This window comes from Streptomyces sp. NPDC048172 (assembly GCF_043202595.1).
Classification (GTDB): Bacteria; Actinomycetota; Actinomycetes; order Streptomycetales; family Streptomycetaceae; genus Streptomyces.
Genome location: NZ_JBIDAT010000009.1, coordinates 263,760 through 278,237, shown reverse-complemented (window position 1 = coordinate 278,237; position 14,478 = coordinate 263,760). Strand labels below are relative to the sequence as shown.

15 protein-coding genes are annotated in these 14,478 nt (G+C 74.3%); 4 read left to right on the top strand and 11 right to left on the bottom strand.

Going from position 1 to position 14,478, the window contains the following annotated elements; genetic code table 11:
- Window positions 1-214: 214 nt before the first annotated feature.
- Both ACGF3A_RS35210 and mgtA read left to right on the top strand, forming a co-directional pair.
- Window positions 215-574: an ArsR/SmtB family transcription factor gene (locus ACGF3A_RS35210; protein ID WP_393734672.1), complete on the top strand. Its 360-nt coding sequence runs from the start codon at window positions 215-217 to the stop codon at window positions 572-574.
- Window positions 567-3,227, top strand: coding sequence for a magnesium-translocating P-type ATPase (gene mgtA / locus ACGF3A_RS35205; RefSeq protein ID WP_393734527.1), 2,661 nt, complete (start codon window positions 567-569; stop codon window positions 3,225-3,227). The genes ACGF3A_RS35210 and mgtA overlap by 8 nt, the downstream gene beginning before the upstream one ends.
- On the opposite strand, the gene ACGF3A_RS35200 is transcribed toward mgtA, so the two are convergent.
- Window positions 3,218-4,624, bottom strand: a complete 1,407-nt coding sequence (locus ACGF3A_RS35200; protein WP_393734526.1) for an LCP family protein — start codon at window positions 4,622-4,624, stop codon at window positions 3,218-3,220. The two genes, mgtA and ACGF3A_RS35200, sit on opposite strands and share 10 nt — an antisense overlap.
- A gap of 81 nt (window positions 4,625-4,705) precedes the next feature.
- Here ACGF3A_RS35200 and tatA point away from each other — a divergent pair, with 81 nt between their 5' ends.
- Window positions 4,706-4,918 (top strand): Sec-independent protein translocase subunit TatA, encoded by a 213-nt coding sequence (gene tatA / locus ACGF3A_RS35195; RefSeq protein WP_393734525.1) that lies wholly within the window; start codon window positions 4,706-4,708, stop codon window positions 4,916-4,918.
- A 31-nt stretch (window positions 4,919-4,949) separates the two neighbouring features.
- Here the strand turns inward: tatA and ACGF3A_RS35190 are convergent, their stop codons facing one another.
- Genes ACGF3A_RS35190 through ACGF3A_RS35180 form a run of 3 tightly spaced genes read right to left on the bottom strand, consistent with a single transcriptional unit; the run spans window position 4,950 to window position 7,355 of the window.
- Window positions 4,950-5,672, bottom strand: coding sequence for an N-acetylmannosamine-6-phosphate 2-epimerase (locus ACGF3A_RS35190; RefSeq protein WP_393734524.1), 723 nt, complete (start codon window positions 5,670-5,672; stop codon window positions 4,950-4,952).
- Window positions 5,673-5,712: 40 nt separating this feature from the next.
- Window positions 5,713-6,648: an ROK family protein gene (locus ACGF3A_RS35185; RefSeq protein ID WP_393734523.1), complete on the bottom strand. Its 936-nt coding sequence runs from the start codon at window positions 6,646-6,648 to the stop codon at window positions 5,713-5,715.
- Window positions 6,645-7,355 (bottom strand): GntR family transcriptional regulator, encoded by a 711-nt coding sequence (locus tag ACGF3A_RS35180; RefSeq protein ID WP_393734521.1) that lies wholly within the window; start codon window positions 7,353-7,355, stop codon window positions 6,645-6,647. Before ACGF3A_RS35180 ends, ACGF3A_RS35185 begins: the two co-directional genes overlap by 4 nt.
- A 126-nt stretch (window positions 7,356-7,481) precedes the next feature.
- Here ACGF3A_RS35180 and ACGF3A_RS35175 point away from each other — a divergent pair, with 126 nt between their 5' ends.
- Window positions 7,482-8,879 (top strand): sugar porter family MFS transporter, encoded by a 1,398-nt coding sequence (locus ACGF3A_RS35175; RefSeq protein ID WP_393734520.1) that lies wholly within the window; start codon window positions 7,482-7,484, stop codon window positions 8,877-8,879.
- Window positions 8,880-8,882: 3 nt separating this feature from the next.
- Here the strand turns inward: ACGF3A_RS35175 and ACGF3A_RS35170 are convergent, their stop codons facing one another.
- From ACGF3A_RS35170 to ACGF3A_RS35140, 7 genes are all read right to left on the bottom strand, one after another.
- A complete protein-coding gene (locus tag ACGF3A_RS35170) occupies window positions 8,883-10,016 on the bottom strand; it encodes a pyridoxal-phosphate-dependent aminotransferase family protein (RefSeq protein ID WP_393734519.1) in 1,134 nt (377 codons plus the stop codon).
- Window positions 10,017-10,116: 100 nt separating this feature from the next.
- Complete coding sequence (locus ACGF3A_RS35165) at window positions 10,117-10,926, bottom strand: SAM-dependent methyltransferase (RefSeq protein WP_393734518.1); 810 nt, start codon at window positions 10,924-10,926, stop codon at window positions 10,117-10,119.
- Window positions 10,927-11,012: 86 nt separating this feature from the next.
- Window positions 11,013-11,396, bottom strand: a complete 384-nt coding sequence (locus ACGF3A_RS35160; protein ID WP_393734517.1) for a hypothetical protein — start codon at window positions 11,394-11,396, stop codon at window positions 11,013-11,015.
- 12 nt (window positions 11,397-11,408) lie between these two features.
- The gene (locus ACGF3A_RS35155; protein WP_393734516.1) at window positions 11,409-12,251 is read right to left on the bottom strand and encodes a potassium channel family protein; all 843 of its coding nucleotides are present in this window, start codon (window positions 12,249-12,251) and stop codon (window positions 11,409-11,411) included.
- A 39-nt stretch (window positions 12,252-12,290) separates the two neighbouring features.
- Window positions 12,291-12,527 (bottom strand): hypothetical protein, encoded by a 237-nt coding sequence (locus ACGF3A_RS35150; protein WP_393734515.1) that lies wholly within the window; start codon window positions 12,525-12,527, stop codon window positions 12,291-12,293.
- Between the two features lie 111 nt (window positions 12,528-12,638).
- Window positions 12,639-13,202 (bottom strand): dienelactone hydrolase family protein, encoded by a 564-nt coding sequence (locus ACGF3A_RS35145; RefSeq protein ID WP_393734514.1) that lies wholly within the window; start codon window positions 13,200-13,202, stop codon window positions 12,639-12,641.
- 31 nt (window positions 13,203-13,233) lie between these two features.
- Window positions 13,234-14,388: a chitinase gene (locus ACGF3A_RS35140; RefSeq protein ID WP_393734513.1), complete on the bottom strand. Its 1,155-nt coding sequence runs from the start codon at window positions 14,386-14,388 to the stop codon at window positions 13,234-13,236.
- Between the last annotated feature and the right edge of the window lie 90 nt (window positions 14,389-14,478).

Below are 14,478 nucleotides of genomic sequence, written 5' to 3'. Positions count from 1 at the left end.
TGGGGGGGGGGCGGGGCGGTGTTGGTGGTGCGCGGGCTCCCCGCCCGCAGCCCGCCCGCGGGGGCGCGGGGAACTGCGCGAGCGACCACCCACAACCCGCAGCCTGCGACACACAAGGCGGGGCAGCCCCTGCTCAGCGGCCACAGCACAGGGCACAGGGCACGGCCTAGACTGTGGCGCCGACAGGGCGTACGAGGTGGACGGGAGAGTGACCGTGGCAGCGGGTGCGGGAGGCGGTGCCGGGGATCCGTCCCCCGAGTTGCTGGACGAGGCCGCCGCGGCGTTCGGACTGCTGGCCTCGCCCTCGCGGCTGCACCTCGTCTGGGCGCTCTCGCAGGGCGAGTGCGACGTGAGCCACCTCGCGGAACGGGTGGGCGGCACGCTCCCCGCCGTCAGCCAGCACCTGGCCAAGCTCAAGCTCGCCGGACTCGTGCGCTCGCGCCGGGAGGGGCGGCGACAGGTCTATCTGGTCGACGACCCCGGCGTGGTCACCGTCGTCCAGGTCATGCTCGGCCAGCTCGCCGAGCGCGAGGAGCGGGCGGCGGTGCCGCGCCGCCGCTGGTCCGGTGCCTGAGACCGGGGCCGTGGCTCCGTACGCCCCAGGCACCTCGGACACCTCGGACACCTCGGAAACTTCGGGCGGCGCGCTCGGCCTGCTCACGCCGCTGCAGGTGCTGCGCTCGCTGGATTCGGGGCCCAAAGGGCTGACGGAGGCGCAGGCGGAGGAGCGGCTCGCGGCGGGCGGCCCGAACACGCTGCCCGCGCGGCGGGCCCCGTCGCTGCCGCGCCGGATGGCGCGCGGGCTGCGCGACCCGTTCACCTCGGTGCTGCTCTGCCTCGGCCTGGTGTCGGCCGCCGTCACGTCCTGGGGCACGGCCCTGGTGATCCTCGCGCTGGTCACCGTGAGCTGCGCGGTCCGTACGGCGGGGGAGCACCGCGCCGACCGGTCGTCGGCCGCGCTGCGCGAGCTGGTCGCCGACACCGCGACCGTGCTGCGCCGTCGGGGCGACGGAGGGCGGGGGGACCCCCGGCCGCGCGAGGTGCCCGTGGACGAGCTGGTGCCGGGCGACGTGATCCGGCTCGGGCCCGGCGACCTCGTACCGGCGGACGTCCTGCTGCTGCGGGCGAGCGGGCTGCGCGTGCACCAGGCGCCGCTGACGGGCGAGTCGGCGCCGGTCGCCAAGCGTCCGGCGGAGGCCGGGCCGTCGTTGGCGGAGCCGGGGCAGGGGCTCTTCGACCGGCCCCATCTCTGCTTGCAGGGCAGCGGCGTGGCGTCCGGGAGCGGCACCGCCGTGGTGGTGGCGACCGGCGCCGACACGCAGCTCGCCGCCGGGCACGGGGCGGGGGAGCGCGGGCCCGGCGCGTTCGACCGGTCCGTCTACGGGGTCTCCTGGATCCTCATCCGCTTCATGCTGCTGACGCCGCCGCTGGTCCTGATGGCGGACGCGGCGTTCGGTGAGCACGGGGGAGGGACGCTGCCGTTCGCCGTCGCGGTGGCCGTCAGCCTCACGCCCGAGATGCTGCCCGTCGTCGTCACGACCGTACTGGCGCGCGGCGGTGCGGCCCTCGCCCGGGAGAGCCAGGTGATCGTCAGACGGCTGCCCGCGCTGCACGACCTCGCGGCGATGGACGTGCTCTGCCTCGACAAGACGGGCACGGTCACCCAGGACCGGCCCGTGGTCGCCGAGGCGCTCGACGCGTACGGGCGGGCCGACGCCCGGGTCCTGCGCTGGGCGGCGCTCAACGCCGCGTGGACGCTCCAGCTCGCCGAACTGCCCGCGCCCGACGCGCTGGACGAGGCCGTGCTCGACGCGGACGCCGGCCCGTGGGGTGAGGACGAGGCGTACGAGGGTGTGGCCGCCCTCCCGTTCGACCACGCGCGGCGCCTCTCCACCGCCGTCCTGCGCCGCCCCGGCGTGCTCGGCGCCCACACCCTCGTCGTGAAGGGCACCGTCGAGGACGTCCTCGAACGGTGCGCGCTGGACGAGGACGCGCGCGAGCGGCTGCGCGCCCTCGCGGCGCGCCAGGCCGCCGACGGCCTCCGCGTCCTCGCCGTCGCCACCGCCACCCGCACGCCCCGGGCCCGCGACTGGACCCCCGCCGACGAGCGGGGCCTGACCTTCACCGGCCTGGTCACCTTCCGCGACGCCCTCGCCCCCACCGCCCCAGAGGCCCTCCGGGCCCTGCGGGACCGGGGCATCGCCGTACGCCTCGTCACCGGCGACCACCCGGGGACCGCGGCCCGCGCCTGGCACGAGCTGGGCCTCGACCCGCGTCCGGGGACGGGGGACGTGCTGCCCGGCGTGCTGACCGGCGAGCGGATCGACGCGCTGTCCGACGAGGAGCTGGCCGGGGCGGTGGCCCGTACCGACGTGTTCGCGCGGTGCGCGGCGCGGCACAAGGCGCGGGTCGTGACGGCGCTGCGGGCCGCCGGGCACACCACCGGCTTCCTCGGGGACGGGGTGAACGACCTCGCCGCGCTGCGCGCCGCCGACGTCGGGCTCTGCCCGCGCGGCGCGGTCGCGGTGGCGCGGGAGGGCGCCGACGTGGTGCTCGGCGACAAGGACCTGGCGGCGGTCGCCCGCGCCGTGGACGCGGGGCGGCGCGGCGGGGTCGCGATCGCCACGTATCTGCGCGCCGCGCTCTCCTCGAACCTCGGCAACGCGCTCGCGATGCTCGTCGCCGTCCTGCTGCTGCCGTTCGTGCCGATGCTCCCGGCGCAGGTGCTGGTGCAGAACCTCTGCTTCGACGCGGCCCAGCTCTCGTTCGCCTTCGACCGCCGTCCGCGCACCGTGCCGGACCGGCCCACGGCCCTGGACCCGCGCGAGCTGCTCCGCTTCCTCACCCGCTTCGGGCTGCTGAACGCGCTCGCCGACCTCGCCACGTTCGCCCTGATCGCCCTCACCGCGCACGCCGCGGTGAACGGCGCGGACCCGGACGTCTTCCACGGCGGCTGGTTCACCGAGAACCTGCTCACCCAGGGACTCGTCCTCCTCCTGCTGCGCGGTGGCGGCCCGCGCGTGCGGGGGCCCGTCGGGCTCGCGGCGGCCGGGCTGGGCGCCCTCGGCGTGCTGATCCCGTTCACACCGCTGGGCCCCGCGCTCGGCATGGCCCCGCTGCCGCCCGTCTCGTACGCGCTGCTGGCGCTGGTCCTCGGCCTGTACGGCTGGGCCCTCACGGCGGCCAGGGCACGCTACGAGGCCCGGCACCTCGGCGGTCAGCCGTAGGAGAGGTCGGCGCACAGGTCGTCGGCGGCCGAGCGGCCCTTGGCCTGTTCACGGGGCGCGGGGGAGGCGGAGGCCGCGCCCGGCTCGTAGTCCCCGCCCAGGGTGACGGTGAGGCCGGGCCGGTCGGTGGACTCCACGGACGACCCGGGGAAGTGCGCGGCGAGCGCCTTGGCGTGCCGCCGTTCGCCGGGGCCGTACGCGATACGGGTCGTCGTGGTGCCGGAGGCGTCCGCGTTGCCGGTGGAGGTGACCGTGAAGCCGTGGTCGCGCAGCTCGCCCGCTGCCGTGGCCGCGAGCCCAGGGGCCGGGGTGCCGTTGAGGACGGCGACGCTGATCCCCTTGCCCGAACGCGGGCCGGAGGAGGGGCTTGCCGGGGTGCGGTCGGCGCGCAGATCGGCCCAGAGCGCGTCGGCCTCGGAGCGGACGATGGCCACGCGGTTGCCCTCGTAGCGCCAGGGGAGGGTGACGAAGCGGGTGTTGCCCAGGTCGACGTTCTTCAGCGACATCGTGAAGTCGACCATCTTCGTCGGCGTGCCCAGCCCCTCGTCGACGGTCATCGAGCGGGTCGCGGCGTTCGCCAGGGGCAGCAGCGTGGTGGGGCTCAGCCCTTGGTCCTTGACCTTCTTGATGAGCGAACCCACGAACGCCTGCTGCCGCTTGATACGGCCGATGTCCGAGCCGTCCCCGAGGCCGTGCCGGAGGCGTACGTAGTCCAGCGCGCGCTGCCCCTCGACGGTCTGCTCACCCTTGCGGAAGAGGCGCTCGCCGGGCGAGCCCCGGTTCGGGTTGAGATCGCCCTGGTAGAGGTCCTTGGGGACGCAGACGGGCACGCCGCCGACGGCGGAGGTCATCGCCGCGAAGCCCTTGAAGTCGACGACCACGGTGTGGTCCACGCGCAGCCCCGTCAGCTTCTCGACGGTGTTCTGGGTGCAGGCCGGGTTGCCCTTCCCGGTCTGCCCGACGGAGAACGCCGCGTTGAACATCGTGCGCGGCTGCGGCTTCGTCCAGCTCCCGTCCGGCAGCTTGCAGGAGGGGATGTCGACCAGCGTGTCCCGGGGGAAGGAGACCGCGACGGCGTGCCGGGCGTCCCCGTAGACGTGCAGGAGGAAGGCGGTGTCGGAGCGCCCCACGTCGTCCTTGGCGCCTCCGCCGAGCTTCCGGTTGCCGCCGGTCCGCGCGTCGGAGCCGATGACCAGCACGTTCTGGCCGCCCGCGCCGCCCTCGGGGCGGTCGCGGCTGAGGCCGTCGGAGCCGAACGTCTCGATGTTCCCGTTGAGCTGGAGGTAGAGCCACGAGACGCCCGCGGTGAGCAGGATCAGGAACGAGAGCCCGACCACGGCGACGGTCCGCGCACGGCTCCGCCTGCGCCGCCGCCCTCGCTTGTGACTGCCGGGCATCCGCACCACTCCCCACTTGCTTGTACAGTTGCGCAATGTAGCAAGTATGGAAGCGTCTGAGAGAAAGCCGGGTGGCGAACGATGTTCCTGCGCAACGGGCTGGCGCCCTGGCACCTGCTGGTCGTGGCCCTGGTCGTGGTGCTCGTGTTCGGCTCCAAGAGGCTCCCGGACACGGCCCGTTCCCTGGGCAAGTCCCTGCGGATCCTCAAGAGCGAGACGAGGGCGATGAAGAAGGAGAGCGCGGACGAGGACGCGAGAGGGGACGAGACGGCGGAGCCCGGACGTCAGCCCTGACGTCCGGGCTCCGCGCGCCCGTTCCCGTACGTCAGTCCAGCGCGGCGGCGAAGCGGGCCGCGATGGCCGCGGGGGCGGTGATCGCGCCGCCCACGACGACACCCCAGGCCCCGGCGTCCAGCGCCGCCCTGGCCTGCTCGGGCGTGTGGACCCGGCCCTCGGCGAAGACGGGGACGTCCAGCCGCGAGGCCAGCTCGGCGACCAGCTCCAGATCGGGCCCTGCGGCCTGGCGGCTGTACGGGGTGTAGCCGGAGAGGGTCGTGGAGACCATGTCCGCGCCGAGCTCCGCCGCCGTGACGCCCTCCTCGACGGTGGAGACGTCGGCCATCAGCAGCCTGCCCCGTGCGTGCACCGCCGCCACCGTCTCGCGCAGCGGGCGCCCGTCGGGGCGGGGGCGCGTCGTCGCGTCGACGGCGACGATCTCGGCGCCCGCGTCGGCGACGGCCGTGGCGTGCGCGGCGGTCGGCGTGATGAAGACGCCCTCGACGCCGTCCTTCCACAGGCCGACGACCGGCAGCGGGCCGATGGCGCCCACCACCTCCCGTACGGCGAGGATGTCGTCCACCCCCTGCACCCGCAGCCCGGCCGCCGGTGCGCCCGCCGCCACGGAGGCGGCGATGGCCGCGATGTGCGCGGGCGCGCGCAGCGGATCGCCGGGCGGCGCCTGGCAGGAGACGATCAGCCCGCCCCGCAGCCGCTCCAGCAGTTCCTTCGCGTCGCCGCTCCGGCTCTCGTCGGAAGTCACCTCGGTCATGCTCCGTCCTTCTCCGTGCTCAGCTCGCTCGACGTGGTTCTCACCGCTCCTCCAGGAGCAGCGCCGCGGCCCCGATCACCGCCGCGCGCGGTCCCAGCGCGGCGGGCAGCGGGCGCAGGCCCGAGGGCTGCGGCAGCAGCTCCGCCGCGAACGCCTCGGTCAGCGGCTCCCAGAACGGGGCGCCGATGGAGGCGACGCCGCCGCCGATCACCACCCGCTCCGGGTCGACCGTGTTGACCAGGCCGCCGAGCGCCCTGCCGAGCGCGCCCGCGCCCTCCGCGAGCGCCGTACGGGCCTCGTGCGCGTGCGCGGCGTCCGGGGAGGCGGCCAGCTCGGCGACCTCGCGCAGGTCCTCGGCGGCGCCCCCGGTCAGCTCCGCGAACCGCGCGGCGATCGCGGGCCCGGAGGAGACGGCCTCCAGATGGCCCGTACGCCCGCAGTTGCAGCGCCGGTCCCCGGCCTCGGGGACCGGGATGTGGCCGAACTCCCCGGCCGTCCAGTGCGCGCCGCGCAGCAGCCGCCCGCCGGTGGCCAGCCCGCCGCCGATGCCGGTGCCCACGCTCACGTAGAGCGCGGAGGAGGCGCCGGTGCCCGCGCCGAAGGTCTGCTCGGCGAGCGCGAAGACGTTGGCGTCGTTGTCGGCGGTGACCGGGAGGTCCAGCCGGGCGCGCAGTTCGCCGGCGAGGCGGGTGCCCGCCCAGCCGGGCAGCAGGTCGTTGGCGGAGAGGACCACGCCGCGGTCGCGGTCGATGACGCCGCCGGTGCCGATGCCGAGCCCGTACGCCCGCTCCCAGTCGTCGAGTCCGCGTACGGCCGCGGCGATCGCGTCGAGCACCGCGGACGGGCCCTCGGCGGCCGGGGTCGGCCGTACGAGCGTCTCCAGCAGCGTCCCGTCCGCGGCCACGAGCCCGGCGGCGATCTTCGTACCGCCGACGTCGACGCCGACCGTCACCCGGTCCGTCCCGTGCTCCGTCATGACTGCCCCCTGCGCACGGTGAAGCGGATGTCGTACCGGTCCGCGCGGTAGAGGGTGGTCGTCGCCTCGACGGGGGTGTCCCTGCGGTCGAGGCCGACGCGCCGCACCCGCAGGCCCGAGCTGCCGAGCGGGACGCCCAGCAGCGCCGCCTCGGTGTCGTCGAGATCGACGGCGCGGACGATCTGCTCGGCCGAGCGGATCTCCAGCTTGTACCGCTCCGTCAGCAGTGCGTAGAGCGAGCCGCTGAGGTCCTCGTCGGCGAGGCCGGGGACGCGGTCGGCGGGCAGATGCACGTTCTCCAGGCACATCGGCGAGCCGTCGGCCAGCCGGAGCCTGCTCACGCGGACGACCTCGGACTCGGGGTCCACGCCGAGCTGCTCGGCGATCTGCCGCCCGGCGCGCACGGTCCCCGCCGCCAGGAGGCGGGAGGCCGGTGCGAGGTTCCGCTCGCGCATGTCCTCGGAGAAGGAGGTCAGCGAGAGCGACTTGGAGACGACGGCGGGCGCGACGAACGTGCCCGCGCCCTGCACCCGGTAGACGGTCCCGGACGCCTCCAGCGCGTCGAGCGCCTGGCGCACCGTGTTGCGCGAGACGCCGTGCCGGGTGGAGATCTCCCGCTCGGTCGGCAGCGGGGTGTGCGGCTCCGCCCCCGCCATCTCGGCGAGGAGCGTCTGCCGCAGCTCCTCGTGTTTGGCCTGTCTGGCCACGCTTCACCCTCACTCAGATAGGTACCAACCAATGTAGAAAATTCTACGGGCTCTCTTGTGTTTGTCCAAGTGAACTGCCAAATTGGTACCTGCCAATTTCGGGGGATGGGAAAGAAGGGAAGTGCCATGGCGTCACCCGGCACCACCGTGACGCGGAGCGGCAGAGCCAGCCTCCGGCCCGTGACCGGCGTCGCCCTCGTCGCGGCGCTCGGCGGGCTGCTGTTCGGCTACGACACGGGAGTCATCTCCGGCGCGCTGCTCTCCATCGAGTCCGACTTCGGGCTCTCCTCGTTCAGCTCGGGCGTCGTCGTGAGCTCGATCCTGGTCGGCGCGATGATCGGCGCCGCCGGGGCCGGGAACCTCTCCGACCGGCACGGGCGCCGCCCGGTGCTCGTCGTCGCGGCCGGGATCTTCACGCTCGGCGCCGCCATGGCGGCCTTCGCGCCCTCGGCGGCGATGCTCACGGCGGCGCGCGTCGTCCTGGGCCTCGGCATCGGCGCCGCCTCGAACCTGGTGCCGGTCTACATCGCGGAGCTGGCCCCGCCCCGCTTCCGGGGCCGCCTGGTGGGCCTCAACCAGCTGATGATCACGCTGGGCATCGTGCTGGCGTACGTCGCCAACTACACGCTCAAGGACGTCCCGCACGACTGGCGCTGGATGTTCGGCCTGGCCGCCGTCCCCGCCGTGCTCTTCGGCGTCGGCATGCTCGTGCTCCCCGAGTCGCCCCGCTGGCTCGCGCTGCGCGGCGAGGCCGCGCGCGCCCGTGCCGTGCTGCGCCGGGTGCGCGGCGACGGCGACCCGGCGGCCGTCGAGGCCGAGCTGAACGGGCTGACGGCTGGGCCCGCCGACCCGGGAGCGGCGCCCCGGCGGGGGCGGTGGCGCGCGCTGACCGACCGCTCGGTGCGCCCCGCGATCGTCGCGGGCGTCGGCCTCCAGATCCTCGGCCAGGCGTCCGGCGTCAACACGGTCATCTACTACGCGCCGAAGATCTTCGAGAGCAGCGGCCTCGGCTCGTCCTCGGCCGTCCTCGCGACGGTCGGCGTCGGCGTCGTGAACCTGCTGATGACGCCCGTCGGCATGCTCGCCGTCGACCGCTTCGGGCGGACGAAGCTGCTGGGCACGGGCGCCGTCGTGATGGCCCTCGCCCTCGCCGGTCTCGCCGCGACGCTCGCCGCGGGCGGTCAGGACTCGTCGTTCGCGTGGCTCGCCGTGCTCTTCGTCGTCGTCTTCATCGCCGCCGTCGCCACCACGCTCAACGTCGTGGTCTTTATCATCCCCTCCGAGCTCTACCCGCTCCGGATCCGGGGAACGGCCATGAGCGCGACCATGTTCTCGAACTGGACGATGAACTTCCTGGTCTCGCTCACGTTCCTCACCCTGCTCGACGCGCTCGGCGGCGCGGGCACCTTCGCGCTCTACGCGGCGGTCTGCGCCCTCCTCGCCGTCTTCACGGCCCGCCGCATCCCGGAGACGCGGGGCAAGAGCCTCGAACAGATCGAGCGCGAACTCACCCCGGCCCGGTAGCGCCTACGCCCCGGCCGTCGCCTCCCACGCGGACTCCGCAGCGGCGACGGCCGGTTCGGCTGCCGCGTCCGCGCCCAGGCCGGCGGCCAGGGCCCGTACGGTCGCCGTGACGACGGTGCGGTCGGCGGCCCGGCCGTAGTGGTTGACGCGGAGCATCTCCTCGGCGAGCGCGCCGCCCCCCGCCTGGAGCGGCACGTCCGCGTCGGCCTTGAGCGCGGCCTCCACGACCTCGCGCGCGTCGAGACCCGCGTCCGTCCGCAGCGTGGTCGCCGCCGGGGCCGCGTCCTCGTCGCGCAGCACGTACGGTGCCAGGCCCGGCAGTTCGCGCGCGGCGGCCCGCAGCGCCGCCGAGGCCGCGCGGTGCCGGGCGAACGCGGCGTCCAGGCCCTCGGCCGCGACGCGGTCCACGGCCTGCTCCAGGGCCAGCATCTCCAACTGGGCCGGGGCGTGCGGCAGCGCGGCGCGACCGCCGTCGAGCCAGCGCTCCTTCCAGTCCAGCAGCGAGAGGTACGAGCGGCGCGGCGCGTCCTCGTTCGCCGCCATCCGCTCCCAAGCGCGCGCGCTGACCGACACGGCCGAGACCCCGGCGGGCCCGGCCAGCGCCTTCTGGCCGCCGATCACGCACAGGTCGACGCCCCACTCGTCGGTCGGCAGCGGCTCGGCGCCGACCGAGGCGACGGCGTCCAGCATCAGCAGCGCCCCGTGCTCCCGCACGACCGCGCTGATCTCCGCGACGGGGTTGGTGTTGCCGGTCGCCGCCTCCGCGTGGACGAGGCTCACCAGGCCGATGCCGGGGTGCGCGCGCAGCGCCTCCGCGACCTGCTCGGCGGAGACGGCGCCGGTGAACGGGGCGCTGAGCGTGACGACCTCGGCCCCGCAGGAGCGCAGCCAGCCGCCGAACGTCTCGCCGTACGGGCCCGTCACGATGTTCAGCGCCGTGCTGCCGCGCGGCGCGGCCGAACGGATGCACGCCTCCAGCGGCAGCAGCGCCTCGCCCTGCATCACCACCACGTCGGAACGGGTGCGCAGCAGCGCCGCGACCTTGTCCTCGATCGCGGCGAAGCGCTCGGCGCCGAGCGGCGGGAGGTCCAGCAGGGACGGGTGGTCGTTCGTCGCGGGGTCGTTCGTCGCGGTCACGGTGGCCTTCCAGCAGCGGCGGGCCGTATCCCTCACGGCCCCGGTACTGCCCGACTGTACGACGTGACCCCGCCCGCCCCTTCCGCCCCCTCCGCCGCCCTTACGGCTTGCGGCCCACTCCGCCGTAGAGCGCGATCACCTTGCGGGTCTCCATGTCCGGTGCCTCGGGGCGCCACTGGGGGCAGGGGACGACGCCGGGCTCGACGACCTCCAGGCCGTCGAGGAAACCGGCCACCTGCTCGGGGCTGCGGGGGTGGTACGGGACGGCGCCGCTGCGGTTGTAGCCCTCCAGCGCCTTCACATAACGGGGGTCGGTGTCGGTACCGTCCCGCACGGCGAGGTAGCTGCCGGAGGGCAGAGCGTCCATCAGGCGCCGCACGATCGCACGGGCCTCGTCGTAGTCGGACACGTGGGCGAGGATGCCCATCAGCATGACCGCGACCGGCCGGGAGAGGTCGAGCGTCCCCGAGGCGGCCTCCAGGATCCTGTCCGGCTGCTCCACGTCGGCCTCGACGTACGCCGTCGCGCCCTCGGCGGTGCTGGTGAGCAGGGCGTGCGCGTGGGCCAGCACCAGGGGGTCGTTGTCGGTGTAGACGATGCGGGATTCGGGGGCGACGCGCTGGGCGACCTCGTGCGTGTTGTCCACCGTGGGCAGGCCCGTACCGATGTCGAGGAACTGCCGGATGCCCGCCTCGGCGGCGAGATAGCGCACCGTACGGCCGATGAAGTGCCGCCCCACACGCGCCAGTACGGCCATGTCGGGGTACACGGCCAGGATGCGGTCCCCGGCCTCCCGGTCGACCTCGTAGTAGTCCTTGCCGCCGGTCCAGTAGTCCCAGATCCGCGCCGAGTGCGCCACCGAGGTGTCGATCCGCGCGGCCTTCTCCGTCTTCTCGGGCCCCTCCGCCATGCTCCGCTCCCACCTCGTGCCGACTGGTCCCACCCACCATAGGCGGCGTCGGCGGCCCGGGCAGGCCCCGCGACCTGGGACGGGGCTCAGGCGCGACGGGCCGCCACGGCGTCGTGGAGGTCCCACCCGTCGATCTCCAGCCTTGAGGACCCGCCGGGGTCCCACCCCCGCGCCCGCGCCTCGTCCAGCACGGCCCGCACGGTGCCGGGCTCGTGCAGGTTGAGCGACGGCCCGGCCATGGTGCCGACGGAGCCCGAAAGCTCCGGGTACCCGGCGGGTACGAGCCTGCCGGGCCCCTCCCGGAAGACGATCCGCAGCCGCCCCCGCGACCCCTCCAGGCCCAGCGCGAGCGTCTCGCGGCAGTCCGTGTTCCGCCCCTGCTCGTCCGGGCGGTGGGAGTGCCGCACCGACCAGAGGAAGGTCTCGTCGCCGACGACGAGCCGCCGGATCCGCTTCGTGCTGCGTGTCATCCCGGCAGGCTATTACGGGGCGTCGGCCGGGGGGCGTCCGTTCTCCGGGGCGGGGAGCCGTACCGCGGTCCCGTGGTGCGCGGTCAGTTCGGCGACCTGCGCGCGCAGTTCCCGTACCTCCTCGGTGAGGGCGGTGATCGCGGCCGTCTGCCGCTCGATCTCCGCGTCGTCGCGGTCGAAACGGGCGATGAACCAGGCGGCGATGTTGGCCGTGACCACACCGAGCAGGGCGATCCCGGAGAGCATCAGCCCGACGGCGAGCACCCGGCCAGGCCCGGTGACCGGCGCGGTGTCGCCGTAGCCGACCGTCGTCATGGTGGTGAACGCCCACCACAGCGCGTCGCCCGTCGAATGGATCGTGGACCCCGGCTGGCCCCGCTCCACCTCCAGCACGGCCAGCGAGCCGAACATCAGCAGCCCGACGCAGGCCCCCGCCACATACGTCGTGACCCGGATCTGCGACGCCAGCCGGGCCCGCTGCCCCACCAGCAGCAGCGCGGCGACCAGCCGGAGCAGCCGCAGCGGCTGCACCATCGGCAGCGCGACCGCGAGCAGCGCGAACGGATGTCCGCGCACGAAGAGCCAGCGCCGCCGCGACAGCGCCAGCCGTACGAAGTAGTCGAGCGCGTACGTGCCCCACACGCCCCACTCGGTGCCGTGGCAGACGTTCCGCACCCAGCGCGGGGAGTCCGGGAGCAGGATGGGCGCCGCGTAGGCCACGGCGAACAGCGCCGCGAGCCACAGCAGGGGCACCTCGGTGCGCCGCTCCCAGCGCTCCCGCGCCGCCTCCGCGCCGGTGCCGCCGTCGTCACCCTCGCCGCCCTCGCCGCCCTTGTCCTGCCCGCCACGCTCCATGGCGGGCATCCTAAGGAGGCCGCGCGGCGCTTCCCGGGGTCAGACCCGGTCCACGATGCCTTCCTTCTCCTCCGCCCGCGCGCAGTGCGCGCCGCAGTACCAGTGGCCCTCGACCTCGACGCCCTGCCCGATGATCTGCACCCGGCAGTGCTCGCAGATCGGCGCCATGCGGTGGATGGCGCAGGAGAAGGAGTCGAAGACGTGCCGGGCCCCGTCCTGGGTCTCGACGTAGAACGCCAGGTCGTAGTCGTTGCCGCAAACCTCGCAATGTGCCATGGCCGCATGCTCCAGACCCCTGCCCCCACCCGCAAGGCTCGCCGTGGCGGTTCGCCCCGCCTGCATCCGGTCGGCGCAACGCGGGCCGGTCAGGGGTCGGTCAGGCGCCGGTCAGGGGGCGAGGAAGTCCAGGATCCGGCGCCAGGTCTGTTCGGCGGCGGTCGGGTCGTGGTCGGGGAGGGTGGCGTCGGTGTAGAAGTGGCCGGCGCCGGGGTAGCGGAAGATCTCCAGGTGGGCGCCGGACTCCTGTGCCGTCTGGCGCAGGGCGGTGACGCGCTCGGCCGGTGCGAAGTCGTCGGGGTCGGCGGCGTGCAGCTGGACGCGCAGGCCGGGGCGTACGGGGGCGGGGAGTTCGGCGGCGCCGTGCAGCAGGAGGACTCCGGCGGTCGCGGGGCGTTCGGGGCAGAGGTCGGCCACCACGGCCGTGCCCATGGAGAGGCCCATCAGCACGGTCTCGGGCGGCATGTGGTCCAGGGCGTGGCGGGCCCGCTTCAGCATGGCCTCCCAGCCGATGCGCTCGACCAGCTGGAAGCCCTCGTCGAGGGTCGGGGCCGTCTCGCCGTCGAAGAGGTCGGGCGTGACGGCCTCGTGCCCGGCGCCCCGCAGCCGTTCGGCGGCGAGGAGCTCTACGGGGCGCAGGCCGAGGACGGAGTGGAACAGCGCGATGTGGGCCATTGGATCATCGTGCCCCACGATCATGCCGGGGTCAGCCGAAGTAGGCGTCGAAGTTCTTGCTGAACTCGTTGTTGTTGAAGCGGTCCCAGTTGATCGACCAGGTCATCAGGCCGCGCAGCGCCGGCCACGTGCCGTGCGGCTTGTACGAGCCGCAGTTGGTGCCCTTCGTCAGGCAGTCGAGGGACTTGTCGACCTCGGAGGGCGGGACGTGGCCGTTGCCCGCCTGGGGGGAGGCGGGCATGCCGATGGCGACCTTCTCCGGGGGCAGGGGCGGGAAGACGTTGGCGGTGTCGCCCTTGACGGGGAAGCCGGTGAGCAGCATGTCGGTCATGGCGATGTGGAAGTCGGCGCTGCCCATCTGGTGGTACTGGTTGTCCAGGCCCATGATCGGGCCCGAGTTGTAGTCCTGGACGTGCAGCAGCGTCAGATCGTCGCGCAGGGCGTGGATGACGGGCAGGTACGCGCCCGCGCGGGGGTCGCCGCCCCACGGGCCCGGGCCGTAGTTCTGGTAGCCGAGCTGGACGAAGAAGGTCTCGGGCGCCATGGTCAGCGTGAAGCCGGAGCCGTACTTCGCCTTGAGGGTCTTCAGGGCGGAGATCAGGTTCACGATGACCGGGGTCTTGGGGTTCTTGAAGTCGGTGTCGCCGGAGTCCAGCGAGAGCGAGTGGCCCTCGAAGTCGACGTCGAGGCCGTCGAGTCCGTACTCGTCGATGATCTTCGAAACGGAGGCGACGAAGGTGTCGCGGGCCTGCGCCGTGGTGAGCCGCACCTGGCCGTTCTGGCCGCCGATGGAGATCAGGACCTTCTTGCCCTGCGCCTGCTTCGCCTTGACGGCGGCCTTGAACTCGTCCTTCGTCTCGACGTTCGGGCACTCCGACTTCGGGCAGAGGTCGAAGCGGATGTCGCCCGAGGTGGCGGAGGTCGGCTCGCCGAAGGCGAGGTCGATGACGTCCCAGCTGTCCGGGGTGTCCGCGAGGCGCGTGTAGCCGGAGCCGTTGGCGAAGCTGGTGTGCAGATAGCCGACGAGAGCGTGCTCGGGGAGCGCGGCGGCGGCCCGTGACGGCGGGGCGTCCGAGCCGGACGCGGCGGCAGGGACCGCGAGGAGGCCGGACGCCAGCAGTGCGAGCGCGGCGCCGGTGGCGCGCACCTTGGGTCTGGACCAGCGGGAGCGGGAGCGGGGGGTCACGACTGCCTCCGGGCGGGGTGGGGGCGGGGAGTGCGGGACACCCGTAATTTGGTCCAGACCAATGCGGGTGTCAAGGTCTCGCGCACGAAC

Coding starts and splice junctions, on each gene's coding strand:
- ACGF3A_RS35190 (WP_393734524.1), bottom strand. CDS start 5,672: ATGACCGAGGTGACTTCCGACGAGAGCCGGAGCGGCGACGCGAAGGAA.
- ACGF3A_RS35150 (WP_393734515.1), bottom strand. CDS start 12,527: ATGGCACATTGCGAGGTTTGCGGCAACGACTACGACCTGGCGTTCTAC.
- tatA (WP_393734525.1), top strand. CDS start 4,706: ATGTTCCTGCGCAACGGGCTGGCGCCCTGGCACCTGCTGGTCGTGGCC.
- ACGF3A_RS35145 (WP_393734514.1), bottom strand. CDS start 13,202: ATGGCCCACATCGCGCTGTTCCACTCCGTCCTCGGCCTGCGCCCCGTA.
- ACGF3A_RS35165 (WP_393734518.1), bottom strand. CDS start 10,926: ATGGCGGAGGGGCCCGAGAAGACGGAGAAGGCCGCGCGGATCGACACC.
- ACGF3A_RS35155 (WP_393734516.1), bottom strand. CDS start 12,251: ATGGAGCGTGGCGGGCAGGACAAGGGCGGCGAGGGCGGCGAGGGTGAC.
- ACGF3A_RS35160 (WP_393734517.1), bottom strand. CDS start 11,396: ATGACACGCAGCACGAAGCGGATCCGGCGGCTCGTCGTCGGCGACGAG.
- ACGF3A_RS35175 (WP_393734520.1), top strand. CDS start 7,482: ATGGCGTCACCCGGCACCACCGTGACGCGGAGCGGCAGAGCCAGCCTC.
- ACGF3A_RS35200 (WP_393734526.1), bottom strand. CDS start 4,624: ATGCCCGGCAGTCACAAGCGAGGGCGGCGGCGCAGGCGGAGCCGTGCG.
- ACGF3A_RS35185 (WP_393734523.1), bottom strand. CDS start 6,648: ATGACGGAGCACGGGACGGACCGGGTGACGGTCGGCGTCGACGTCGGC.